Below are 26597 nucleotides of genomic sequence, written 5' to 3'. Positions count from 1 at the left end.
TGCAAAATGAAATTCCGGTGACGTTGAAAATTGTAATAACTTTCATCCTGCTGTAAATGGATCTTTATCGATATATTGAGTGTTTATGCGGTTTTGTTGTTTTTAACAAAAAAGGAGAGATGTCCGCATCTCTCCGCCGATTACGTTATTTTGATTTGTTAATGATCACTGGTGATTCTGTTTGTAACCGGATATATTTGTTGTCTTCAGTTACTGCATAAACGTCTATATTGTTTTCTCCATCATGAAAATGTTTTGACTTGGCAGTAAGTATAAACCCTGACATCATAACGGAATCCGATTTTAAAATATCTGCAAGAGCCTTTCTCTCATACCATTCTAACTCAGTTGGGACGATTTTATCTTCAGAAACCATAATCACACTTAAAGCTCTTGTTGTAAGAAAAGGATCAATTGCCCAGCCAGTTATTGAAATAGTTTGATTTTTCCATACATCTATATCCGATATAGTATCAACCCAGCCAGCATTTACCTTATCATCAAGCACTTGTGTGGCATCGAAAGTAGAGTCGAGAGTTACTGCGATCTCCTTAGGCTTCATGCTATTTACACGTTGAATGGAAACGGAAGAAATTAGCAGTATACAGACTGAAGCAGCTGCTATAATCTGTTTTCTCGTAATAGTTGGAGCCTTGAATTCTTTTAGTTTTTTGTGAAGCGTATATTCGAATTTTCCAAAATACCAGCTAACAAAGAGAGTAATAATCAATGCGAGACTACTCGCTAATTCGTTTACTGGAAATTGTCTACCCCATAAGGTAAGAACAATATATAAGGTTTGTGCGTGAATTAGATAGATACCATATGAGTAATTTCCACACTTTACAAAAAACGTTGACTTCTTTGCTTGTATATTAACGACAAAATATACTATAAAACCAAACAGAACGGCAAAGATTAGAAAATTAAACCTCATCAACAAGACGGAGTTTTTTAACACCACATAATAGAGCGTCAAAAGTGTGGACGTTGACAAAAAAATCATCGTATAGTTTATCTTTACAGAATTAATCTTTTTAAATTTAGATATATAGTAAACAATTGCTCCTATTATAAAGAAATAATTATATGTCGAAAACGGTATTAGTTTAATTGTTGTCAACTCGCTTGAGGGTGTTCCAAAGACATTATGCGCTATAGTAATTACAATTCCCCAAACAACCAAGAACAGTAGGAAGAATCTTTTGCAATGTTTCAATGTAAAGAGGGAACAAACGATATAAAAGAGCACTTCATATATCATGGTCCACTCTACATTTAGAGGGTATGTAGGTGTTGTTCCTAATGGCAATAAAGTTAAAGCGTGTATTAATTTGTTATAAGAACCATCACCTAGCAATGCAGCTTTTGCGAATATGACCAGAATCGCTGCAACTATGAACGGAGGGTAAATCCTAAGAAATCGTCTATATAAAAAATTCGGGTAGTTGCTTTCAATCAACATCGCCATCACAAAACCTGATATGCAAAAAAACAGGGGAGCACCTAACCCGAAAATCTGGGGGATATAATTGACTAAGGTATCCGGGTTATTTCCAACGATGTTGGTATAACCTTTTACATGATAGATCACTACCATCAGTGCTGCGATACCTCGAAGTATCTGTAATGAATAATTATAGTTTTGCACCTTTGGTCCTAGTGGTGAAGTAATCATAAATAGCCTCTTTTCTTTTTTCTATAAATGTTCGACCATAGGGTCATTGAATTTGCATTGGAATGTTTCTAATTGAGAATAGATGGGAGGCTTCGTTATTCAAATTCTCGATTTAAAACATTTGCGAAACAGTAATGACATGTGCTCTGTTAATTGACATAACAAGAATCCCCCCGACCGACAATGTTAAGTTTATTACGCTTCTCTCTTAACTGTCTATCGTGAGGGGATAGTATAAGTTTTTATATTGTAAGCTGTCCCTTACTTATTTAGAATTGAAGATCCGATAGCTGTTGAACATTTTGCTTCGCATTCGGATCAATTTGGGTTAGTTTCTCCATAAGGGCATCATCACTCATGTTTTGTTTTTGCAATGCTGCCAGATACCAACGTACAATCTCCTGTTGGGTTGTCTGCGAGAGATCTTCTTGTATGCCAAGCTTAAGCGCTTCTGATGCTTGTTCCGGTTGATTCATCATGAAGTACATTTTGCCTGCATGGAGGATCATGTCGGGTGTGTTCTCGAAGGGGTTACCTTGTAGTTGTCCTTCCGGTAACGTAGCTAAGTGCTTAATACCTTCTTGTACTTTAACAAAGGCCTCTGTTGCAAAATTAAAGTACTTCTCTTTTCCGGCAGTATCCCCTTCCCCTAAGGCTTTCATTCCCAGGTCATACCCTTTATAGATGATCTGTTCAAACCAGTTGATATCCCATTTGAATTTATAGGAATTATTTACAAGTATCTCATAAGCTTGTTCTGGTTGTTGGATCATTTCATAACTCTGTATTAATCGATTCAGCATGGATTTATTATAGGGCTCGTCTTCAAGTGCTTTATTCAAGAGAGTGGTAGATAGTTGGAAGAAGTCTTCATCCTGAGTCTGTTGGTAAACCGATTGATACAATGAGCTTAATAGAAGGACGGATTCCGAATGGCTAGGTCGAATGCTAAGATCTTTGTCCAGCGGTGCTTTAATTTCTTCAAACGATGTGCTAACCTGGACAATTCTGCGAGCCTCCATACCGGCTTCAGTAGCCTGTACATAGCGTATAGAAGTGATCAGTACAATAATAGAAGCAAGGCCTACAACAGCAGTGTAAATGTTTCTTGCTGTCGAGTCTTGCACATTCCATTTTTTCATTGGTTTGCTGTCCATTACGGATGCCATGCCACCGAGTCCAAGGAACACAAGGATCCCCATGAACACATAACTCATGTTAAAGTCCAAAATACTATGAATCAAAATGGAAAGGACGATGATGAGATAAAGGAAGTGGCTATTTCGTTCTTCTTCGCTGCCTTTGATATAACCTCGGATATACTTATAGAAAGTATACAGAATAAACGACATGAAGATCACGAATCCGACAATTCCGACCTCGATCAAGTACTGTAAAAAGAAGTTATGCGCTTGACGGCTTGTATACGGGTTGTTCTGGTATTGCTCATAGAGTGATGCCCATGCTCCCCCGCCGGCTCCGATGATAGGGTAGTCAGCCAGCACCTTCATGGCATCTTTATAGAATGTAAAACGTTCCAGAACACTGTGCTGATTAAAGTTAATATTTTCGAGTCGGACGCTTATGTTTTGTGGCAATACATTTTTCAGGTTGGTGCCGATAAACAGGAAGATCAGCAGGCCACCAATTATAACGGAACCTAGTGGAATCCATAAGTTGGAGGTTTTTTTCACCGACCAATGGCCTACAGCCTGTTCAAGTTTAGGAGCGATAAAACTTTGTATAACCCACCCGAGAAGTCCTACAACAGCGGAGGCACCAAGCAAAATTCCCCAGCCCTTAAGGGCACCACTGCTGCTGAAGGCTTCATTTAAACTCAATCCCAGCTCTGTTATCGGTTTAGAGATAATCAAAGAGGTCACACCTGCTATACCGCAGTACAGGATCCACAATAATTGTTTAGCCGGTTTCAGGAATAGGAGCAGCAGAACAAATACAACAGGTAGCATGACTAAACCGCCACGAGACAATGTTAACAGCAACGATACAATGATGGGTACCAGCATGAAGCTATGGAACGCTTGGCCATACCATTTTCTTGATGTCGTAACGAAAAAGACCGCAGCAAACAAGAAAGCCATGAGAAAAGCAGCATAAGTATTCGCGTATTGAAACACCGAAGTCAGACGAAGACCGTTAGAGTCAGTCATTACAGCATGAGTATATGTACCGTTTAAGACCGTGTTAGAAAACCATTTTGCAATGGCTCCAGCAGTCTGGCCTTGGCCAAACCAATGCAGGAGACCGAAACCAACAATAAGATATGCAACTGCCATAATTGTATTTTGAATGATTCGGTTCCCTAACTTGTCACGGAGTACGTACAAGCCAATGATGAACATAATGGCATAAATGCAATTTATGATGATCATATTCATGGCGAGACTATGAGAAGCAGCGCTGATGAGTGAGAGTATGTAAGTTAGAGGTAATAAAAGCACGCCCACAGCAAGCCAATCTCTTTCATCCTTGAGTTGGATACTTTTATAAAATTGTGCAATCCAAAGAAATAATAGTAGAGTTGCTAGTATAGCAGCCCAGAAGATTGGTTTCTCGAATTGAAGCTCTTGACCATTGAATAGACCTGTCTGAAAAGGTGTCCATGTCAGAAACAAGATGATACCTAATACTAAGACCCAAAACAAAGCCGGCTTCTTTCCTTCTATCCTCGACTCAGCGGCTTTTTTACCGTATACTGGATTCGACAACGTAATTAGCTCCTTTTCTTGTAGATACGACAATATTTTAGCATATATAGGGTGGGATAAAAACTTTAAAATAAATACCGTGGCGTAAGAAGTAGAATTATGTAGATACCTGTTTTCTCGACGGCATGCTTTTTTTTTCGTATACTGGATACGTTATGTGTTGCCTTTATCTTCAATCATTAATAGTTTGTTGATATGTTGGGCATCACGTGTATGCACATATAAATAATTGAATAAATTTACAATGATGAGAGGGATTAAAGTGGCAATTCAATTATTCACCCCTACATTTCAGGTTGAGGAATGCTTACAAGAAATTAGAGAGTGTCTTGAAAAGGGATGGACAGGACTGGGATTTAAAACAGTAGAATTCGAGAATAAATGGAAGGAATACACAGGTCTTCCGAATGCACATTTTCTTAATTCAGCTACAGTAGGTTTAAGTTTGGCGTTAAAAATACTGAAAATGGAAAATAACTGGAATGATAACGACGAAGTAATTACAACACCGTTAACTTTTATTTCAACTAACCACGCAATTGTATATGAGAATCTTACACCTGTTTTTGCAGATGTAGATGAGTACCTATGTCTAGATCCGATTGATGTCGAAAAGAAAATCACTCCTAAGACAAAGGCAATCATGTTTGTTGGTTTGGGAGGCAATACAGGAAAATATAAAGAAATCGTAGAATTATGCAAAAAGTATAATTTGAAACTTGTTTTAGATGCAGCTCATATGGCTGGAACAAGGGTGAATGGAGAGATACCTGGAAAAGAAGCGGATGTTGTCGTTTATTCCTTCCAGGCGGTAAAGAATCTTCCGACTGCGGATTCAGGAATGATATGTTTCCAAAGTTCAGAATTGGATGAATTGTGTCGTAAGTTGACTTGGTTAGGAATAAATAAAGATACATATGCCAGAGCAAACGATAAGGGTGCATATAAATGGAAATATGATGTTGAATATGTAGGTTATAAATATCACGGTAATTCTATAATGGCCGCAATAGGGCTTGTCCAATTGAAGTATTTAGACCGAGATAATTCCTATAGACGACAATTAGCAGAATGGTACGATCAAAACTTCAAAGGATTCTCATCAAAAATAAAACCAGTACCTGTTGCTATCGATTGTGAATCATCAAGACATTTGTATGTCATAGCGGTTGATAACAGAGATGAGTTATTGCTGGCACTAAATGAAAGTGGTATTTATCCAGGAGTTCATTACAGAGATAACACTGAATATTCTATGTACAAACACGCTTACGGTACTTGTCCGAATAGTCACAAATTGTCAGAACAAATAATTTCATTGCCTATGCATCTACAATTAACTAAGCAAGATGTAGATTTTATATGTGAGACAGTAATTAAGTACACTTAGTTTTTTGAGTTAATCTAAATTAAGTTTTAAATAAAATTTATAATAGTATCCAGGAGGCAGAAATGAAAGGGATTATATTAGCAGGTGGATCCGGGACTAGACTGTATCCAATAACGAAAGCAATGTCAAAACAAATGGTGCCAGTTTACGATAAACCTATGATCTACTATCCTCTTTCAACATTAATGCTGGCTGGCATACGTGAAATACTAATAATCTCCACTGAAAGAGATATATCTGCATTTACTGAACTTTTTGGAGATGGTGATGCATTAGGAATGAGCTTTCAATATGCTGTCCAGCCATCTCCCAATGGTCTTGCGGAAGCTTTCATTATTGGGGAAGAGTTCATAGCTGATCAACAAGTTGCGATGGTTCTCGGTGATAATATTTTTTGGGGACACGGTCTCACGGGTAGTCTAAAACAGGCAACAAATCTTGTTAATGGAGCAACGATCTTTGGATATTACGTGCAGAACCCTAAGGACTATGGAGTAGTGGAATTTGATCACATTGGAAAAGTGATTTCAATAGAAGAAAAGCCAGAGATTCCAAAGTCAAATTTTGCTGTTCCAGGTCTGTATTTTTATGATAAGTCGGTTACGGAAAAGGCTAAATCTTTAAAGCCATCTCGACGAGGGGAACTTGAAATCACGGACTTAAATCTCCTATACCTGGAAGAAGAGATGTTAAATGTAGAGTTACTAGGGAGAGGTATGGCGTGGTTAGATACGGGGACACATGATTCAATGCTTGATGCTTCGAATTTTGTAGCAGCTGTTCAAAAACGCCAGGGAAACTATGTAGCTTGTATTGAGGAAATTGCTTTCAGAAATAAATGGATCACCGCTGAACAATTGTTAAAATTAGCTCAACCCTTACTGAAGACCAACTATGGTATATATCTGAAAAATTTGCTTAATGAAGTAATTGTAGGGTCATAAGATGAGAATAATGGTAACTGGTGCACAAGGGCAATTAGGGCAAGAGGTTATTAGACAATTCCAACTCCAACATAAGATATATGGGTATAATTCCAAAGATTTAGATGTAACTGATATCGTGTCTGTATATGAATGCATGAATAGTATCAAACCTGATATTATCGTGAATTGCGCAGCATACAATTCTGTCGATGATGCTGAATTAAACCCGCATGTTGCTAAGAATGTGAACGTAATCGGCCCTAAAAACATAGCTGAAGTTTCGCAGCACCTAGATGCTGTCATGGTTCACTTTTCTTCTGATTTTGTATTTGATGGAGAGGCAAAAGTGCCTTATAAGGAAAATGACCCAACGAGACCAATAAATATATATGGACAAACAAAGTTAGACGGTGAACAGCACGTTAAACATCTTTGTGAGAAGCATATCATTATAAGGACTGCGTGGTTGTATGGAAGTCCAAGAAAAAACTTCTTCAATTCTATAATTGAGCAAGCAAGAAAACAAAAGACCATATCTGTTGTAGAGGATCAAGTAGGAAACCCGACTTACTTACCGGATTTAGTAATGCAGTTGGTGCGAATAATAGATCAAGAAGTGTATGGACTATACCATTGTTCCGGTAATGGTTATAGTTCTAAATATGAATTCGCAAAGCGAATTCTGAGCTTGATGAAGCTAAAAGCAGAAGCGATTCCAGTGCGAACTAATGATTATCCAATTAAGGCCAGAAGGCCAAAATTCTCAGCATTGAGCAACTCTTTGTTAGAATCATGTGTGAGTCATAAAATGCCTTACTGGGAAGACTCGTTATTCGATTATGTAAATAAAATTAATTGTTGAAATTTTTGAGGAGATTAAATGGATCATAATATTATTTTGAAAATACAGAAGATAACGTTGCGCCCAGTAGGACCAAATGATCTTGAAAAAATGAGAAAATGGAGAAATTCCGATAGCGCGAGATCCTTTTTTTTAAACAGTGATGTTATTTCTGAAGAGCAGCAAAAAGCTTGGTTTGAATCCTATCTCAGTAGGCCAGGTGACTACATGTTCATTATACAATTCAATAATGTTGATGTTGGAACTGTAGCGCTATATCATGTCGATTATGCCTTGGGTACCTCTGAATTTGGACGATTACTTCTTGCAGAAGATGTTGCAAAGGGAAAAAAAATCGGTGAAAAAGTTACAAAAGCCATAGTTGATTTTGCAATGAATGATTTGAATTTGAAAGAGGTGATATTAGAGGTCTTTACATCCAATCTTAAGGCTATTCATATCTATGAAAAAGTTGGATTCAAAATAATCGACAAATATATCATTCGAGATAGAGAGTTATATAAAATGATTAGATTAGGTGAACAGCATGCCTAGAACTAAGATCCTTGCTTTTTGCTTGCAAAAAATCCCATCCGCTATTGTAGGAGTTAGTTCTCCGCTTATATTATTACAGAGTAAAGGGACAGTGGAGTATAGATTTAAAGAGACTTTAAATGTAGATAAACAGGACATCGCATGGGCCGATGTTATTGTATGTATACGAGGATGCGAAAACCTGGAACTGGATATTATGAAAGAAGGTGGGAGGCTGAAAAAAAAGCTACTGTACTTTCTAGATGATGATCTTCTTAATGTTCCTCAAAATACAGCGTCAACTCTTTACTTTTCTATGCCGCATATTAGAAGTAATATTATTGAAATATTAAAATTATCGAATTATTTATGGACAACGAATAAAAATATAGCTAATAAATATGGACATTATTCTGAATCATCAGTCATTATAAATGCTCCTTCCGTTCTCCTGGAGAGTATATCGTCTCTACCGATGCAAAGTAATAACAATCAAATAGTAATAGGTTTTTCTGGAAGTATGGACCACGGTTTTTTTCTAAATGATTTTTTTCAAAAGGTTGCATTTAACATATTAGACCTTTTTCCAAATGTTAGTTTTGAATTTTTCGGAGCAAAGCCTGATTTTTGTGATCATGAACGCATTCATCATTTAACATATGCTGACAATTATGATGATTATATAGAAATTATGCGAACTAGAAAATGGGACATTGGATTAGCACCTTTACCATCAAGTGATTTTCATAAATGCAAGTACTTTAATAAATATTTGGAATATGGAGCTATAGGAGTTCCTGGTATATATTCTAATGTTGAACCTTATGTTTTTATTGTGGAAAATGGAAAAAACGGCGTGTTGGTGAACAATTCCACGAATGAATGGGTAAATGCTATAAAAAATCTAATTGAAAATAAAATGCTAAGACAAAAAATAATAGAAGAGAGCCGTACTCGGCTAGAGAGTCACTTTACCTTGGATAAGATAGCGGATGAGATCGTCTCTAGGTTACCAGTGTTAATAACATATCATGCTCCTCACTGTATTGAAAAAGATGTGAAGCTTAGAAAAAGGCCTCGAAATTTGTATATCTTTAAAACTATGCAAATTCTTAAAACCTCCGGTATCAAAGGAGTTTTTATCATTCTAAAAAAAATCTTTAAGAAAATATACTCAATGTAGCGAGGTATCTGATGTGAGCTTTTTTAAAAATGTATATTCAGCAAGGCATATATTATTAAGTCTTACGAGGCAGGATCTTAAAAATAAATACAGAAATTCATTAATGGGAGTTTTGTGGAATTTTTTGTCTCCATTAGGCATAGTTGTTATTATTGGTGCGGTCTATTCTGTGGTTTTTAGGACACCAATCGAGGAGCTTATTCCCTATTTATTCTCCGGACTATTACCATGGCTGTTTTTTACAGGTAGTGCAGAAGGAGGAGCCTTGTCCTTTTTAAGTTCCCAAGGCTACATTAAGCAAACGAAGGTTCCTGTCGAAATATTCCCTTTGAGAGCAGGCTTAGTTAACTTTGTGAATTTACTTATTTCTATAGTCGCTTTTTTTCTGATTTATGCTTTTATTAATCCCAACGCTTTTGGGCTGAAAATGTTACTAGTTGTTCCAGGTTTGATAATCTGGTTATTTTTTTGCTCTTCATGGGCAGTTATTTCTGGAATAGTCAATCTTTATGTTCGTGATTTTCAACCATTGCAGTCATTGGTGATTCAAGGTTTGTTTTATCTAAGTCCAATAATTTACAAACCGGAAATGATAAATCACAGCAATTTCCATTGGTTATATCTACTAAATCCATTTTACTATTTGTTAGAGATCATTAGAAGGCCGTTATTAGGTGAAGAGCCAGCGAGTTTGCAAAGTTGGGGGATTAGTATTATCTTAACAATAATATTGTGTGAGATAGCTGTTTTATTAATTAATAAAATCGGCAGGAAGATCACTTTTCGATTATAAGGGTGGCTATCAATGAGTTATATTAAAATGTCTGATATTAATTTGAATTATCATATATTTAATGATATGGGTCTCAAAGAAATGATTCTTCCTAAAAAATATAGAAACCCGCATTTAATAAAAAAAAGATCCATCCAGGCTTTAAAAAATATTAATCTCTCTCTAGAAGATGGAGATAGGTTAGCTATTATTGGCCACAATGGTGCTGGGAAAAGTTCGTTCCTAAAAGTTATAGCTGGAATTTTCCCCCCGGTTAGTGGAGAGCTTGAGGTAGATGGGAGAATCGCCAGTTTATTTGAACTTGCTACAGGTTTTGAGATGGAGGCTACTGGATGGGAAAATATTAAATTAAGAGGATTGATGCTAGGAGAAAGTCCGAAAGAACTTCAAAAAAAAATAAATGGAATAGCTGAATTTAGTGAACTAGGTGACCATTTGAATATCCCTGTGAAGTATTATTCCTCAGGGATGTTTATTCGACTAGCCTTTTCAATATCTACATCAATAGAACCCGACATACTCCTCTTAGATGAGGTCATAGCCGCTGGGGACGCACGATTTTTGAAAAAAGCGCAGAATAGGTTGAATGAGTTAGTTGATCGAGTCAAAATACTAGTATACGTCACACATAGCATGCAATCGGCATTTGAGTTTTGTAATAAATGTATATGGCTTGAAAATGGACAAATTAAAATGACAGGCACTCCTAAAGAGGTAGCTGAGGCATATTTAGAGCACTCAAGCAGCCCATTGAATTAGTAATAGAAGAGTTAATTAAATGAGGTATTGTTAATGAAAAGTAAATTTTTCAAGATAGCCTTTATAATATTTAATGCCCTACTTTTTGTCTGCTTGGTTTTTCTTGTGAAGTCTGAGTTCCAAAATGTAGAAAGCAAAAAAGAAGCTTCACAGGAGACTCAAAGCAAAGCTCCTAGCAATGCTCCTAGTGAAGTAGAAGAGGTTGACATTCTCTCACTTCTAAATAGTGAACATAGTGATTTATTTGCTGAAAGCTCACTTCAGGCAAGCTTTAAAGAAGGGAGCTTAGCTTCCTCAAAAGTTAGTAAAGACTCAAAAGTACTGGGCAATTTTGATGACATAACTAACTTGAATGGCAACTTGTTTGTAGCCTCAGGCTGGTTATTCTTAGAGAAGCTTGAAACGGATTATATTGTGTTTGTTGATAAGGATAACGTTGTTTTAGGGGCAGGTGTATTCGGTATTAATCGAGAGGGATTATCTGAGGCATTAGGCATAAAGAACGTTGATAACAATGGTTGGGTTGGATATCTAAAAATTGAGTCCAATGAAGCAAAAGTGTACGCATTAAGTAAACTCAGAGATAAAGATGAATATATTGAAGTAGGAAAATTTGATTATAGCAGGAAGGAATGAGTCAACGTTGAAAATAACTCCATTAAAGATTGATGGCCTTTATCTTGTAGAACCTGTTGTTCATCAGGATTCACGAGGATTCTTTTTAGAAAGCTATAACGAGGATGCTTTTTTGGAACATGGATTAGACTATCGATTTGTTCAAGATAACCATTCTCTTTCTTGTGAGGCAGGGGTAACAAGAGGCTTACATTATCAACTGAATCCCAAAGCACAGACTAAACTAGTAAGGGTGACTGCGGGAGCAATATATGATGTAGCAGTTGATATTAGAAAAGATTCTGAAACATTTGGGCAGTGGATAGGTGTTATTTTAAGTGAAGAAAACAAGCGGCAACTCCTTGTTCCTAAAGGATTTGCACACGGATTCTGCACGTTGATAACCAATACACAAGTAATGTATAAAGTTGATAATTATTATTCTCCCGAACATGATCGAGGAATAATCTGGAATGACAAAGATCTCAATATCGATTGGCCCGTCTCGAACCCCATTTTATCAGAAAAGGATAAAAACCATCCTGAATTTAGAAATTCGGAAATTAACTTTTAAAAGAAGAAAGAGTTGATATGAATTGAAAATATTAGTGACTGGTGGCGCTGGATTTATTGGTAGCAATTTTATCATTCACATGCTTAATAAGTATACAAACTATGAAATAGTTAATGTCGATAGCCTAACATATGCTGGTAATATTAACAATTTAAAAAGTGTGCAGGATAATCCTAAGTACTCTTTTATTCAAGCAGATATTGCAGATACAGAAGCTATCGAACGAATCCTATCCACGGGGATTGATTATGTTGTCAATTTCGCTGCGGAGTCTCACGTCGATCGAAGCATTGCTAACCCGGAGATATTTGTAAAGACTAACGTTCTAGGTACTCAGGTATTGCTTGAAGCCTCAAAAAAATTCGGTATAAGTAAATATGTTCAAGTATCCACAGACGAGGTTTATGGCAGCTTAGGTGCTGAGGGATTGTTTACAGAGTCTACTCCACTTTCCCCCAACAGCCCATATTCCGCAAGTAAGGCTGGGGGAGATATGTTAGCCAGAGCCTATTTTGAAACTTATCAATTTCCAGTATGTATAACTCGTTGTTCGAATAATTATGGTGCATATCAGTTTCCTGAAAAGTTAATCCCCCTTGTTTTCACTAAGGCATTAAAGGATGAAAAAATACCTGTTTATGGGGATGGTTTAAATATACGAGATTGGTTGCATGTCGAGGATCATTGTAGTGCAATAGATTTAGTATTGCATGAAGGGAAGGCTGGGGAAGTTTACAACATTGGTGGAAATAATGAGAGGACAAATCTGCAAATTGTAAACACAATTCTAAAAGAACTTGGTAAATCCCAGGAGTTAATATCCTTTGTAACTGATAGACTTGGTCATGATAGACGGTACGCAATAGATGCAACAAAAATAAGAAAAGAACTTGGTTGGCAGCCAAAATATGTTTTTGAAACAGGTATAAAACAAACGGTACAATGGTATTTGTCTAATGAATCTTGGTTGGAGCAGTTGGAGAGTAGATAGAATTAATGTGATCTTAAGAAATTTAATAGGCTAAATACCTCTGTTACGTGGCACCAATTATAATTGAGACGCATATCTTATGTAGACTCAATAAATAAGTTGGCATGTTAATGGAGGTTTTTTCGTGAAACTTCTTATCACCGGCGGTGCCGGTTTTATAGGCAGTAACTTTGTTTCATATATGCTGCAGCTGCATCCGAATTATCAGATCGTGAATATGGACGCACTTACGTATGCAGGAAATCTAGAAAACTTAAAATCGATGGAGGGTCAGGCAAACTACTCGTTCGTCCAAGCAGATATTGCTGACAAAACAGCAGTAGATGCTATTTTCCAACAGGGCATCGACGTGGTGGTTAACTTTGCAGCAGAATCACACGTAGACCGAAGCATTTTGGAACCAGAAATCTTCGTGAACACCAATGTGCTGGGTACGCAGGTTCTTCTGGATGCAGCCAAGAAATATGGCGTGACCAAATTTATTCAAGTTTCCACGGATGAAGTGTACGGTTCTTTAGGTGAGACGGGGCTGTTTTCTGAAACGACACCACTTGCTCCGAACAGTCCTTATTCAGCCAGCAAGGCAGGTGGGGATCTGCTTGTAAGAGCTTATTATGAGACCTTTGGTCTACCGGTTAACATTACCCGTTGCTCAAACAATTACGGTCCATACCAATTTCCTGAGAAGCTGATTCCCCTTATTATTTCTCGGGCTCTAAATGATGAATCCCTGCCTGTATATGGCGACGGACTGAATATCCGTGATTGGCTCTATGTGGAGGATCATTGTAATGCGATCGATCTTGTTATCCATCAGGGGAAATTAGGCGAGGTCTATAACATTGGGGGCAACAACGAGCGGACCAATCTGCATATTGTGCAAACAATCCTGAGGGAGCTTGGCAAACCGGAGTCACTGATCACTTACGTGACAGATCGTCCAGGCCATGACCGTCGTTATGGCATTGATCCTACAAAAATCATGAATGAGCTTGGCTGGAAGTCAAAGCATAATTTCGAGACAGGCATTAAGGAAACGATTCAATGGTATTTGAACCATAAGGATTGGTGGACACGCATCCAGTCCGGTGCCTATCGGGAATATATGACTCAGCAGTACGGCAAGCGTTTGGGTGAAGTTGAATGAAGGTACTCGTAACCGGAGCAAACGGTCAGTTGGGGCGGGATGTAACGCATGTTTTTGGTGAAGCCGGACATGAGGTTATTGGCTGTGGGAGAGCAGAGCTGGAAATTACCAACATGGAGCAATGCGGTCAGGTTATTTCTGCTCATGATCCGGATATTATTATCCATTGTGCAGCTTATACGGCCGTGGATACAGCCGAAAGTGATCCGGATGGTGCTTATCTTGTGAATGCCATAGGTACAAGGAATATTGCTTTAGCCGCCGAAAAGATTGGTGCCACAGTAGTCTATATAAGCACGGATTATGTTTTTGGTGGTACTAGTGAGGCGCCTTATGTTGAATATGACGACACCGATCCGCAAACGATATATGGTCGATCCAAGTTGGAAGGCGAGAAAATGATTCGGAATTTCTCCACCAAGTGGTTTATCGTAAGAACTTCATGGTTGTTCGGCCTGCATGGCAACAACTTTGTAAAAACGATGCTTCGTCTAGGACAAGAAAAATCGCTGTTAAAGGTGGTTAACGACCAAAAAGGTTCGCCCACCTATACGGTAGATCTGGCGCGGTTCTTGATAAACTTAATTTCCACTGAAAAATACGGTATATATCATGCCTCCAACAGTGGTTCCTGTACTTGGTATGAGTTTACCAGCGCCATTTTTGAAGAGGCTCGTGAACAATTGGGATTTACCATAACCGCTGAATTGCAGCCTTGCACAACGGCAGAATTTCCACGGCCCGCCCCACGTCCGGCCAATTCAACGATGGATCACCTGGCTATCCGTCTAAACCAATTTGAGGATTTGCCACATTGGCGTGAAGGGCTGAAGCAGTTTATGCTGGATATGAAGCAGCACCCTGAACTATACTTAAAATGAATACAGCGATGTAAGAGACCTGATCTGTATGATCAGGTTTCTTTATTAGCCTATTCTCTTAAATCATCCAAAGATCTCTAATGAATTAGTATAAGCCAATGTGTTTTTCCGGAGGTTCCCGTATGAAAAAAGTGCAAGTATTGTTATCCGCCTATAACGGCGAACAATATATATCCGAGCAAATCCAGAGTATTCTGAATCAGACGCATGCCGCTGTCTCAATCCTGATAAGAGATGATGGATCGACTGATAAAACGATGGAGCTTCTCGACCAATGGGTGACAACACACCCAGATCAGATAAACCTTATCAAAGGAACGAATGTCGGCGTTGTGTCCAGTTTCTTTGAACTGCTGCGTGTTGCAGATGCTGAAGCTGATTACTACTGTTTTTGCGACCAGGATGACGTGTGGCTTGATCATAAGGTAGAACATGCTATAACGCGCTTGAATTCCTCTATACATACAGAAGTGCCGGCGATGGTATTTACATCGACCTACCTTACCGATGACGAGTTAAACCGGAAAGGTACATGGCCAAAGTCTCCTGCTCAGGAGCCTTCTTTCTTCAATGCATTATACGAGAATATCGCCATTGGCGCGACGATCACGATGAATCAATCAGCAAGAAACCTTTTTATGCATAGTAAATCGGTGGACAGTCAAAAGGTTCTTATGCATGATTGGTGGTTCTACTTGCTCGTATCCGCATTTGGAACCGTAATCTACGATAACACGCCGTCCATGTTATACCGTCAGCACAGTAACAATGTGGTAGGAGGCAGCAATTCCCTCGCGGGTAAGTTAAAGAGCAAATGGGCCAGTTTTAAAAGACATACGGGTAAAGACTTGTTGCATAAACAAGCGAGCGAGTTTAATCGAATCTATGGATCACGATTGACTGGCGTTCAGAAAGAGCAGCTGGATTTATTTCTTGCATCTCGCACAAGATTCGTAGACAGGCTACATTATACGCGTAAGAGCAAATTGTACAGACAATCCAAGGCAGAGAGTTTGTTATTCAAGTTCTTTATTTTGATCGGGTTTATATAAGATTGAATGAAACAGGGCAAAGCAAACTTATTCCTTGATATTCCTTCTTTCCCCACGAACTATGCTATAATGTCGATAGATTACTATATTTGTCAGGGGACGTTATGCAATGGATTTAAGCATTTTAATCGTGAACTATAATACCTGTCAGCTGACGGTGGACTGTTTGCGATCCGTGTTTGCATCAGAGACGGAGTATACATATGAAGTCATTTTGATAGATAACAACTCGAAGGACGAGTCGGTTCAGACCATCCGAGAGTTATTCCCGCAGGTCAAGCTGATCGAGAACACGGAGAATACCGGCTTTGCCAAAGCCAACAATCAGGGGTTGGAAGTTGCGGAAGGTCGCTATATGCTGCTGCTAAATTCCGACACGATTATCCAGCAGGATACGATTGAGACGATGGTCGCTTTTATGGACTATAATCCGATCATTGGTGCTTCTGGCTGTAAAATTGTCCTTCCGGACGGTTCGCTGGATAAGGCCTGCAAAAGAGGGTTCCCAACACCTTCAGCTTCTTTTTATTATGCTTTTGGGATCAGCAAGCTGTTCCCGAACAAGCCGGAGTTTAACCAGTATCAGCTGGGGTATTTGAATCCGGACGTAGAGTATCCGGTGGATTGTTTGGTTGGTGCGTTCATGCTAGTACGTCGCGAGACGATCGAGCAGGTTGGGGGATTGGATGAAACGTTTTTTATGTACGGGGAAGATATCGACTGGTGTTATCGAATCAAGCAGGCGGGATGGGGAATTCATTATTACCCTCGGACGACAATTATCCACTATAAAGGCGGTAGCGCCCGGCGCAGGCCGTTCAAAATCATTTATGAGTTTCATCGGGCGATGATTCTTTTTCATCGGAAGCATTACCGGCAGAAATACAACATATTCGTTAATGGAGCCGTCTATGCAGGCGTTGGTCTGAAATTGCTCCTATCCTTGCTTATGAACCGGCTTAAGCCTATTCGTCCAGCAACCATAACGCAATCTTCAGGTGGAGTGGAGGTGAAATCATGATCCGCCAGAATCAGGGGTTTTTGACCAAATTATATATGATTACCGATTTTGCTTTTATCCAGCTGGCATTCTTGTTTGCATGGTGGATCAAGTTTGAGAGCAGCTGGTTTCCGTACGAAGAGCCGCTCCCTCTTGAAACCTATACTTTGTGGAGTCTAGTTTATGGCGCAGTGGCCTTGGCTGTTGGCATCATGATTTCCTTATACTCACCAAAGCGGAAAAAGCGCTTTGCCGACGAATTCATGAAAATCTTTCAGGCTCATTTCATCGGTATGTTCGTCCTCTTGAGTATCATGTTCTTTGTTAAAGAGGTGAATATCTCCCGTTGGTATCTCGCCATCTACATGATTCTCAATGTTGCTTTCATTATCCTATACCGTTATTTCCTAAAGAAATCCCTCAAGCATTTTCGGGAAAAAGGCTACAATCGCCAATTCGTGCTCATCGTGGGTGCAGGTACTCTGGGCAAGCGCTTCTTCAAAAATCTGAAGCAATACCCGGAGCTCGGGTATGAAGTCATCGGTTTCCTGGATGATTACCAGCAGTGGGACGAGATCGAAGCTAGACGGCTTAAACCTATTCTCGGGTCGGTCAGCGATCTACATAAGGTGCTGAACGAAAATCTCGTCGATGAGGTCGTACTAGCACTTCCGCTAAATGCGCACCACAAGTACCCGGAGATCATTGCCGCTTGTGAAAAAGCCGGTGTGCGGACGCTGATTATCCCGGACTTTTTCGACTACCTCCCGGCACGGCCGGTGTTTGATAACTTTGCGGGGATGCCGATGATCAACGTGCGCGATATCCCGCTGGATCTAGCGGCAAACCGGCTGTTTAAGCGAGCGTTTGATATCGTATTCTCGTTAGTGGCGATTATCCTTACCTTGCCGGTGATGATCGGGATTTACCTAGGGATTCGTTTGACTTCCCGAGGCCCTGTCATTTTCAAGCAGGAGCGGGTCGGGCTGAACCGCAGAAACTTTTATATGTATAAATTTCGCTCTATGAAGCCGCTGCCGGAAGGGGCATCGGATACGGGCTGGACCGTGGAAAATGATCCGCGCCGCACCAAGTTCGGCTCTTTTCTTCGGAAGACCAGTCTGGATGAGCTGCCTCAGTTCTTCAATGTCCTGTTCGGTCATATGAGCGTGGTAGGCCCTAGGCCGGAGCGACCTTATTATGTTGAACAGTTCAAAGAGGAAATTCCAAAGTACATGGTGAAACACCATGTACGCCCGGGCATCACGGGATGGGCGCAGAGCAACGGCCTGCGTGGGGATACTTCGATTGAGGAACGGATCAAGCACGATATTTTCTACATTGAGAATTGGTCCATTCTGTTTGATATCAAAATCATTCTGCGCACGATCCGCAACGGATTCAAGAACGCATACTGATCATAATCGATGTTAACGTCATTTGGCATGAGTCAGATGGCGTTTTTTTGTTTGCGTACCTGTCCCAGACGCTTATATGCTTCCCAGGTCCCGACTCCCGGAGAAAGATATCGAATGCTGTCGCTTCTTGTAAGGCTGTGGCGTATCAGAGAAATAACTTCGGACATTTGATCCATTCATCAAGCCAGAGATATGCATGGGCATCACATCGGACAATAGTCAATCGGATAGATTTACAATATATAACTTTAATACTATTATAATGAAGTGCTAAACTCGTAAATGTCTACCCGAGTGGTCCAATGAGTATGATCGTTTGCACGCATGATCCAATTCTTGATTTTCTTTGTGGGCGCTAAGCTAATGTTTTTCAAATGACCTTGTCTTCATGTAGTCGCTTCATTTGCCAGATGGGAGTTAACATCCAATATGGGGAGGAATCGAAATGGAACACGCAAAGGTTCAGGATTTCATTGAAAGCAGTCAACAGCAATGGGACGAAGAGTACAGATCCAACATGTGGGATTATTTATCGGACATCACGGAATATGCCAGATACTCGGTAGTGTACGGTTACATAAGAAAGTTTATTGGGGACGAGGGCATCTTGGATATGGGATGCGGGGCCGGGATATTGTATGACATGCTCCTTGATGTTGAACAGTTGAATTACACGGGTGTCGACCTGTCCGAAGAAGCGATCAAAATCGCATCCAGCAAAACATCAAGGAACCTATTCCAGCGCGCGGACATCAACCACTATGTCCCTCATAAGCGTTACAACGTCATTGTGTTTAATGAGTCATTGCAGTACGTGCCAAACACCCCGAACAAACTGCTAGAATATGCGCGTTACCTGACCCCAGATGGAGTCATCATCTCTTCCCTTTATTCACATAAGAACACCCAAGATCCTGATTATCTCATGGTAGAACATAAGATTGGCGAGATTGAAAGCTGCGGATTATTTGATATCGTGGATAAAGTCAGCGTGTTTAACCACAATGCGGGTTTGAAATGGTATATTCATCTTTTGAAGGCCAAAAGCTAGTGATCAGCAGTATCCATAAAATCATTCCGTCATTTGGCAGCAGCCAAGTGGCGGTTTTTTGTTTGGCCGACCCTTCAACCGGGTATTTACCTAGCAACAGCGATGAACGATGCGAAGGGTGGGGATACCATGAAACGGATCGCAGCTGTCCTTCTATTATTTTCCGCCATTATGATACTGCTTCAGACTCATCTTGAGATGGATGAGGAAGAACCGCAAGGATTCGCGGCCTATCGCCTGATTGCGCACGCCATGGGGAGTATCGCTGAACAGCCCTATACGAACGCTTATGAAGCCATGGTCGTTAACTACGAGAAAGGCACTCGGGTATTCGAGATTGATTTGATGCTGACGGAGGACCGTAAAGTTGTGGCCAGGCATGAGTGGACGGAGAGCATGACACAGCAGCTGGGCCAGAAGGAAAAACTCCCGGACGATAAGCAGGCAGCCCGTCTGAGCCATGAGGAATTCATTAATACGCCGATTTTGGAGCAGTACCAACCGATGGATATTGAGGGGATTATGGATATGATGGAGCATCATCCCGATATCTACATCGTAACAGACACGAAGGAGCAGGAGGATCAGGATATTCAATACCTGTTCACGGAGATTGTAAACGCTGCTAATGAGCGGGACCCGGAACTTCTGGATCGGGTGGTCATTCAAATTTATAATGAGCCCATGCTCGATATGGTTCTGGACATCTATCCATTTGAGTCAATTATCTATACGCTGTATGCCACGCAGGATTCACCTGCCGAGATCACGGCTTTCGTGCAGGAGAACAACATTGACGCCGTTACCATGCCGGAGTACAAGGTCAGCCCGAATTTCGTAGCCAAGCTGAGGCAAGCGGGTGCCGTGACTTATGTCCACACCATTAATGACACCACGACCGTGAACAATTATGAAAAATGGGGCGTGTACGGCGTTTATTCAGACCTGCTGACAGAGCCGGAACTGGAGCAGAACAGTTTGAGATATACGATTAAAAAGTGACTGGCATAGGGGTGTTTTGCATGACTTGCCTCATGTTGCAACGCCCGTCTACGGAATAGGCTATTCTTCATATATAGTAATGCTGAACATCGAAGTCCGTTGTCTCCAAAAGAAGACGCGGGCTTTTTCATAATATGAGAAAGTACAAACTTCGAAACATGGCCTATCTTGATATTACATGGAAACCACCATCTAAATGTGGTCTGGGATTGTACGTCGTGCGGTTTGGGATTGTACGTCGGTAGACGCTTTTCTTAGCCGAGTATCAGCCCTAATCCCTTTTCAGTGGCGCGGTTCGGATATCGGCTGAACTGATAAACGACAATTACCAAAAAAATGTTCGTATTTTATGCGAACATAAATTGACTTGCTTACCGTGCTAGCATAGACTTATTTTAGTATAATAGTAACCCGTGAACGTGGAGGAATGACGCTTGAAAGAGATGATACAATCCTGGAGGCATGTGTTTAAGCTGGACCCCGACAAGGAGATCGATGACGAGACCCTTGATGTGGTATGTTTGTCAGGAACCGATGCCATTATGGTCGGAGGCTCAACCGGAGTCACTTATGAAAATACCGTGGACCTGCTGTCCCGAGTTCGACGTTACGAGCTGCCGTGCGTGCAGGAAGTATCCGATCTGGAAGCCGTTGTACCCGGATTTGATCTATATATGGTTCCGATGGTCATGAATACACAGGATCCAACCTGGATCATGGGCCGGCATCGCGAAGGAATCGAACGCTACGGGTATATGATACCGTGGGATCTGGTTGTAACCGAGGGGTATATCGTGTTGAATGAGAACGCTGCGGTGGCGAAGCTGACCGGAGCAGAGACTTCGATTGATGCGATCGGAGCCGCTGCTTATGCGCAGATTGCGGACAAGCTGATGAATCTTCCGATTGTGTATTTGGAATACAGCGGCGCCTTTGGGGATATGGAAACTGTCCGGACAGTGCGCAGATCGCTGGATAACGCCCGTTTGTTCTACGGTGGCGGAATAACGAACGCCCAGCAGGCGTCGGAGGCAGCAGCTATCTCGGATACGATCGTTGTTGGCAACGTTGTGTATGATCATCTGGAGCAGGCGCTCGGGACGGTCAAGGCCGTGAAGGACTGACTGGTCTCGGTTATATGATCCGCTAAAAAAATGTTGAGACGCGTTACGGTAACCTCAGGTTCTAATATTGTGTCTTTTCCATCTGCCTTGGGGCGGTTAAGCATGTATTTTGTATTTATTTCATTAAAATATTGTAATTCATCAAGTCAAGCAACGCAGAACTCACAGTGTATTAGATACAGATACGTCGGTAATCTATATTCATATTCATTCTCTTTAAATTTTATCTATCTGCCAGACCCTATCCCATTTTTTTCGCTTTTTATCTTTAACCAAGTTTCTCCCTTATCAAATCTACACCATTAGGAGGCAACACTATGCATTCCATTGATATACACGACGCCGTCAGCCGTCTGAATCCACAGCAGCGTCAAGCCGTTGAAGCAACCGACGGACCGCTGCTCATTATGGCGGGTGCCGGCTCCGGCAAGACGCGGGTGCTGACGCACCGGATCGGTTACTTGATCGCCACTCGCAAAGCTGCACCATGGAGCATCCTCGCGATTACATTTACGAATAAAGCAGCCCGCGAGATGCAGGAGCGGGTATCCAAGCTGGTTGGCCGCGAAGGCCAGGATATCTGGGTATCGACGTTCCACTCGATGTGCGTCCGGATTTTGCGTAGAGACATTGAAAGGATTGGTTTCACCTCGAATTTCAGTATTTTGGACTCGACGGATCAACTGTCAGTTATTCGGAACGTAATGAAGCATCACAATATCGATACGAAGAAATTCGAGCCGAAGGCGATTCAAGGGGCCATGAGCGCTGCCAAGAATGAGCTGATCTCCCCGCAGCAGTATGAACAGAAAGCCGGAGACTATTTTGAATCCCTTGTAGCCAAGGTCTACACAGAATATCAGAAGCGCTTGAAGAGTAACAATTCGCTTGATTTTGACGATCTGATCATGACCACGATTCAGCTGTTTAAGGAAGTGCCGGAGGTTCTCGATTTCTACCAGCGCAAATTCCAGTACATTCACGTGGATGAATATCAGGATACCAACCGGGCGCAGTACATGCTCTGCCGGATGCTGGCGGATAGCCATCACCGCATCTGCGTTGTCGGGGACAGCGATCAATCGATCTACCGCTGGCGTGGTGCGGATATTACGAACATCCTGAATTTTGAGCAGGATTACCCTGAGGCGCGGACGATTCTGCTCGAGCAGAATTACCGTTCTACAGCGAACATTTTGAACGCTGCCAACAATGTCATTGGCCTGAACACTGGCCGCAAGCCAAAGAATCTGTGGACCGAGCAAGGTGAAGGACCGAAGATTAAGGTGTTCCGTGGGGATACGGAGCATGATGAGGGGTATTTTGTTACCTCGGAAATTAGCAAGAGCATTAACGCCGGCAAGAGTTATCAGGACCACGCGATTCTGTATCGGACCAATGCGCAGTCCCGGGTTATCGAGGAAATTCTGATCAAGTCGGACATCCCGTACCAGATCGTCGGGGGCATCAAGTTCTACGATCGCAAAGAGATTAAGGACATGCTTGCTTACCTTCGCCTGATCTCCAACCCGGACGACGATATCAGTTTAACGCGGATCATTAATGTGCCAAAAAGAAGCATCGGCGACACAACCGTCGGGAAGCTGGCTGCTGCAGCCGCAGAGCGGGGCATCTCGATCTTCCGCGTGCTGGAAATCGTTGACGATCTCGGCTTTGCCGGACGGACGCGCAATGCGCTAGTGGGCTTCTACGACATGATTGCCGCGCTCAGCCGAATGGTTGAGTTTCTGTCGGTCACCGAGCTTACTGAAAAAATATTGGAAATGTCCGAATACCGCCTCGAGCTGCAAAACGAGAATACGATCGAATCCAGATCCCGCCTTGAGAACATCGACGAGTTCCTGTCGGTGACGCAGGAGTTCGAGAAGAACAACGAGGATAAGTCGCTCATCTCCTTCCTCACAGATCTTGCTTTGATTGCGGACATCGACTCGATGAACGATGACGAAGAAGATCGCGACGATGCTGTCGTGCTCATGACCATGCACAGTGCCAAAGGCTTGGAGTTCCCAGTCGTGTTCATCATCGGCATGGAGGAAGGGGTATTCCCGCACAGCCGTGCCTTTATGGATAACGAAGAGCTGGAAGAGGAGCGCCGACTTGCCTATGTCGGTATCACACGTGCAGAGAAGCAGCTGTTCCTATCGTGTGCGCGCATGCGTACGCTATTTGGCCGTACGACGGCGAACCCGCCATCGCGATTCTTGGAGGAAATCCCAGAAGAGCTGAAGGAAGACACCCAGATGGCGAATGACCGATACCGCCGCGGCGGCGGTAGTAATGTGGGCGGATCTTACGCTGGACGCGGCTTCGGCGGCGGTGGAGGAAGCAACTTCGGCGTTGGACGCAACGTGGACCTCTCCCTTAGCGGATCGACCGCTTCCGCCCAAGCCGCACCGAAGAGCCGGGTGACCATGACAACCGGTGCGCCATCCCGTTCGGCAGCTGCTTCGGACAACGGCGATTTTAAAGCTGGTGACAAAGTAGCCCATGGCAAATGGGGAACCGGTACGATTGTAGCGGTCAAAGGCAGCGGCAATGACATGGAATTGCAGATTGCATTCCCGGCGCCTGTGGGTGTGAAACGTCTGCTTGCCGGCTTCGCGCCGATTACGAAGGTGGAATAAGGGTTACAACTTATATTATTGAAGGAGGATTGCCCCTGCATGGATTTCAAGGAAAAGATGGAGAAGCTCATTGCGGAGCTGAACAATTACAATTACCATTACTACACGCTGGATCAACCGCTTGTAAGCGACAAGGAGTATGACGCCCTGTACGACCAGCTGGTAGCGTTGGAGGCGGAGGCCGGAGTGACGCTTCCGGATTCTCCGACCCAGCGGGTGGGCGGGGAGATTCTGAAAGGTTTTGCCCCGCACCGCCATTTGGCTCCGTTATGGAGCCTTGATAAGGCTCAGAACATCGAGCAGCTCCGTACCTGGCACGATCGCGTCGTCAGGCTGGTCAATGACTACAATACGAAGAATCCCGGCAATCCTCTCAAGGCGCCTTGTTATGCACTGGAGCTGAAGTTTGACGGGTTGACGCTGAATCTGACTTATCAGAACGGTAAACTGGTTCAAGCGTCGACAAGGGGCAACGGTGCGGTTGGCGAGGGCATTTTGGCTCAGGTGAAAACCATCAAATCGGTGCCGATGACGATCCCGTACACGGAAGGTACGATTGAAGTGCAGGGCGAAGGCATCATGAACCTGTCCGTGCTGGACAAATACAATCAAACCGCGGCCGAGCCGCTCAAGAACGCGCGTAATGCCGCCGCAGGGGCGCTCCGCAATCTTAATCCGAAGGTGACGGCCGAGCGTAAGCTGAACGCCTACTTCTATAATGTAGGTTATTCGGATGGAATCACCTTTGCCGATCACAAGGAAATGATGGATTTCCTGCGCGAGAACCGACTCAAGGTCAATCCGTACATTTTCTATTTTGAGCAGTTTGATGACGTGATGGAGCAATTGGCCGATATCGAGAAACGTCGTTCCGAGCTCGATTATCTCATTGATGGGGCGGTTGTGAAGGTGACCGACTTCCGTATTCGCGAAGCTCTTGGTTATACCGACAAGTTCCCGCGCTGGGCAGTCGCTTACAAATTCGAAGCGGAAGAAACCACGACCGTGCTGCAGTCGGTAACCTGGAATGTGGGACGGACCGGAAAAATTACGCCATTAGCACGTGTGGAGCCTGTTGAGCTTGCCGGAGTTACCGTACAAAATTGTACGCTGAACAATATCGGGGATATTGAGCGCAAGAACCTTAAGTTCGCGCTGGGCTCTCGAGTCTTTATTCGCCGTTCGAATGACGTCATTCCCGAGATCCTCGGCAAAGTAACGGAGGAGCAGGATGGGGAAGAGATATTGTTCCCGGATCAATGCCCATCCTGCGGTTTCCCGTTGGAGCAGCGCGGCGCTCATCTCTTCTGCAACAACAAGACCGGGTGCAAGCCGCAAATCGTGGCCCGCATCACGCATTTTGCTTCCAGGGATGCCATGGACATTGAAACGTTTAGCGACAAGACTGCGATCCAGTTATACGACGAACTGGGTGTGAGAGAACCGGCAGATCTTTATACGTTATCTTTTGATAGTTTGCTGAAGCTCGAGCGCTTCGGTGAGAAAAAAGCCCAGAATCTGCTGGATGCCATCGAGAAAAGCAAGGAGCGGGATCTTGCATCCTTCCTCTTTGCACTGGGTATTCCGAATACCGGCAAATCTACAACCAAAATGCTGGCCGATCACTACCGTGATCTGCACCGCGTGATGGCGGCAACCGCAGAAGAATTGGTCGAACTGCCGGACGTAGGCGGCATCGTGGCAGAAAGTATCGCTGGATACTTCGCGGATCCGTTTGCGCAAGCGAGCATTCAGAAGATGCTTGCGCTGGGTGTCCAGGCGAAAGCGCCGGAAGCACCGAAGCCAGTTAGCACCGATTCCTATTTCAGCGGCAAGACGGTCGTGCTGACAGGGACCCTCCATCTGCTGACCCGTGAAGAGGCAACGGAACGGTTGGAAGCGCTCGGTGCCAAAGTCACCGGCAGCGTGTCCAAGAAAACCGACCTCCTCATTGCAGGCGAAAAAGCCGGCAGCAAGCTGACTAAAGCCCAGCAGCTCGGCATCGACATCCTGGAGGATGAAGAAGAGTTTGTGCGGTTGCTGAACGAATCATAGGATTGACTGGATATATCTTGCAGAATCAGTTGCACCGCTTAGAAACCGAGGCTATTTCATAGTCTCGGTTTTTCTTTTTCCTCGATTTCATTTCTCCCCCCTTACCTCCTATATAAGCCTTAATTCCCTTTGAATTTATGATGTTTCCTGACATTCGTCAAAACCTCCTATACAATCGACTGGATTTAACAAAAACATACAGAAAA

At 42.5% G+C, this 26597-nt stretch carries 22 protein-coding genes; 20 read left to right on the top strand and 2 right to left on the bottom strand.

The window, feature by feature from the left end; all coding sequences use genetic code 11:
* Nucleotides 1-145: 145 nt before the first annotated feature.
* Nucleotides 146-1678 carry an acyltransferase gene (locus MKY48_RS30690; protein WP_339291844.1) on the bottom strand — a complete coding sequence of 511 codons (1533 nt, stop codon included), beginning with the start codon at nucleotides 1676-1678 and terminating at the stop codon, nucleotides 146-148.
* A gap of 269 nt (nucleotides 1679-1947) precedes the next feature.
* The gene (locus MKY48_RS30685) at nucleotides 1948-4407 is read right to left on the bottom strand and encodes an O-antigen ligase family protein (protein WP_339291843.1); all 2460 of its coding nucleotides are present in this window, start codon (nucleotides 4405-4407) and stop codon (nucleotides 1948-1950) included.
* A gap of 262 nt (nucleotides 4408-4669) precedes the next feature.
* Here MKY48_RS30685 and MKY48_RS30680 point away from each other — a divergent pair, with 262 nt between their 5' ends.
* The 20 genes from MKY48_RS30680 to ligA all read left to right on the top strand — a co-directional run bounded on the left by MKY48_RS30680 (nucleotide 4670) and on the right by ligA (nucleotide 26391).
* On the top strand, nucleotides 4670-5797 hold the full coding sequence (locus tag MKY48_RS30680) for a DegT/DnrJ/EryC1/StrS family aminotransferase (protein ID WP_339291842.1): 1128 nt from the start codon (nucleotides 4670-4672) through the stop codon (nucleotides 5795-5797).
* Between the two features lie 62 nt (nucleotides 5798-5859).
* Nucleotides 5860-6741, top strand: a complete 882-nt coding sequence (rfbA, locus tag MKY48_RS30675; RefSeq protein ID WP_339291841.1) for a glucose-1-phosphate thymidylyltransferase RfbA — start codon at nucleotides 5860-5862, stop codon at nucleotides 6739-6741.
* A 1-nt stretch (nucleotide 6742) separates the two neighbouring features.
* The gene (gene rfbD / locus MKY48_RS30670) at nucleotides 6743-7585 is read left to right on the top strand and encodes a dTDP-4-dehydrorhamnose reductase (protein WP_339291840.1); all 843 of its coding nucleotides are present in this window, start codon (nucleotides 6743-6745) and stop codon (nucleotides 7583-7585) included.
* 18 nt (nucleotides 7586-7603) lie between these two features.
* Nucleotides 7604-8119 carry a GNAT family N-acetyltransferase gene (locus MKY48_RS30665; protein ID WP_339291839.1) on the top strand — a complete coding sequence of 172 codons (516 nt, stop codon included), beginning with the start codon at nucleotides 7604-7606 and terminating at the stop codon, nucleotides 8117-8119.
* Entirely contained in the window at nucleotides 8112-9281 is a 1170-nt protein-coding gene (locus MKY48_RS30660; RefSeq protein WP_339291838.1) for a glycosyltransferase, read from the top strand. Before MKY48_RS30665 ends, MKY48_RS30660 begins: the two co-directional genes overlap by 8 nt.
* A gap of 13 nt (nucleotides 9282-9294) precedes the next feature.
* Nucleotides 9295-10074: an ABC transporter permease gene (locus tag MKY48_RS30655; RefSeq protein WP_339291837.1), complete on the top strand. Its 780-nt coding sequence runs from the start codon at nucleotides 9295-9297 to the stop codon at nucleotides 10072-10074.
* Between the two features lie 12 nt (nucleotides 10075-10086).
* Entirely contained in the window at nucleotides 10087-10833 is a 747-nt protein-coding gene (locus MKY48_RS30650) for an ABC transporter ATP-binding protein (protein WP_339291836.1), read from the top strand.
* Between the two features lie 33 nt (nucleotides 10834-10866).
* The gene (locus MKY48_RS30645) at nucleotides 10867-11469 is read left to right on the top strand and encodes a hypothetical protein (RefSeq protein ID WP_339291835.1); all 603 of its coding nucleotides are present in this window, start codon (nucleotides 10867-10869) and stop codon (nucleotides 11467-11469) included.
* A gap of 7 nt (nucleotides 11470-11476) precedes the next feature.
* Nucleotides 11477-12022 carry a dTDP-4-dehydrorhamnose 3,5-epimerase gene (gene rfbC, locus MKY48_RS30640; RefSeq protein ID WP_339291834.1) on the top strand — a complete coding sequence of 182 codons (546 nt, stop codon included), beginning with the start codon at nucleotides 11477-11479 and terminating at the stop codon, nucleotides 12020-12022.
* Between the two features lie 22 nt (nucleotides 12023-12044).
* Nucleotides 12045-13013: a dTDP-glucose 4,6-dehydratase gene (gene rfbB / locus MKY48_RS30635; RefSeq protein ID WP_339291833.1), complete on the top strand. Its 969-nt coding sequence runs from the start codon at nucleotides 12045-12047 to the stop codon at nucleotides 13011-13013.
* Nucleotides 13014-13137: 124 nt separating this feature from the next.
* Entirely contained in the window at nucleotides 13138-14160 is a 1023-nt protein-coding gene (gene rfbB, locus MKY48_RS30630; protein ID WP_339291832.1) for a dTDP-glucose 4,6-dehydratase, read from the top strand.
* Nucleotides 14157-15041, top strand: a complete 885-nt coding sequence (rfbD, locus tag MKY48_RS30625) for a dTDP-4-dehydrorhamnose reductase (protein WP_339291831.1) — start codon at nucleotides 14157-14159, stop codon at nucleotides 15039-15041. The genes rfbB (MKY48_RS30630) and rfbD (MKY48_RS30625) overlap by 4 nt, the downstream gene beginning before the upstream one ends.
* Before the next feature lie 122 nt (nucleotides 15042-15163).
* Nucleotides 15164-16093 (top strand): glycosyltransferase family 2 protein, encoded by a 930-nt coding sequence (locus MKY48_RS30620; protein WP_339291830.1) that lies wholly within the window; start codon nucleotides 15164-15166, stop codon nucleotides 16091-16093.
* Between the two features lie 109 nt (nucleotides 16094-16202).
* Complete coding sequence (locus MKY48_RS30615) at nucleotides 16203-17114, top strand: glycosyltransferase family 2 protein (protein WP_339291829.1); 912 nt, start codon at nucleotides 16203-16205, stop codon at nucleotides 17112-17114.
* Nucleotides 17111-18511, top strand: coding sequence for an undecaprenyl-phosphate glucose phosphotransferase (locus tag MKY48_RS30610; RefSeq protein WP_339291828.1), 1401 nt, complete (start codon nucleotides 17111-17113; stop codon nucleotides 18509-18511). The genes MKY48_RS30615 and MKY48_RS30610 overlap by 4 nt, the downstream gene beginning before the upstream one ends.
* 445 nt (nucleotides 18512-18956) lie before the next feature.
* A complete protein-coding gene (locus tag MKY48_RS30605; RefSeq protein ID WP_213646958.1) occupies nucleotides 18957-19562 on the top strand; it encodes a methyltransferase domain-containing protein in 606 nt (201 codons plus the stop codon).
* Between the two features lie 129 nt (nucleotides 19563-19691).
* Nucleotides 19692-20564, top strand: a complete 873-nt coding sequence (locus MKY48_RS30600; RefSeq protein WP_339291827.1) for a phosphatidylinositol-specific phospholipase C/glycerophosphodiester phosphodiesterase family protein — start codon at nucleotides 19692-19694, stop codon at nucleotides 20562-20564.
* A 434-nt stretch (nucleotides 20565-20998) separates the two neighbouring features.
* Nucleotides 20999-21688 carry a heptaprenylglyceryl phosphate synthase gene (locus tag MKY48_RS30595; RefSeq protein WP_339291826.1) on the top strand — a complete coding sequence of 230 codons (690 nt, stop codon included), beginning with the start codon at nucleotides 20999-21001 and terminating at the stop codon, nucleotides 21686-21688.
* Between the two features lie 317 nt (nucleotides 21689-22005).
* Nucleotides 22006-24336 (top strand): DNA helicase PcrA, encoded by a 2331-nt coding sequence (pcrA, locus tag MKY48_RS30590; protein WP_339291825.1) that lies wholly within the window; start codon nucleotides 22006-22008, stop codon nucleotides 24334-24336.
* 39 nt (nucleotides 24337-24375) lie between these two features.
* Nucleotides 24376-26391: an NAD-dependent DNA ligase LigA gene (gene ligA, locus MKY48_RS30585; RefSeq protein WP_339291824.1), complete on the top strand. Its 2016-nt coding sequence runs from the start codon at nucleotides 24376-24378 to the stop codon at nucleotides 26389-26391.
* Nucleotides 26392-26597 lie beyond the last annotated feature (206 nt).

It is taken from the genome of Paenibacillus sp. FSL W8-0187, assembly GCF_037969755.1.
Classification (GTDB): Bacteria; Bacillota; Bacilli; order Paenibacillales; family Paenibacillaceae; genus Paenibacillus_AQ.
Note: the sequence above shows the minus strand (reverse complement) of the source record. Positions and strands in the feature narration are given on the sequence as shown.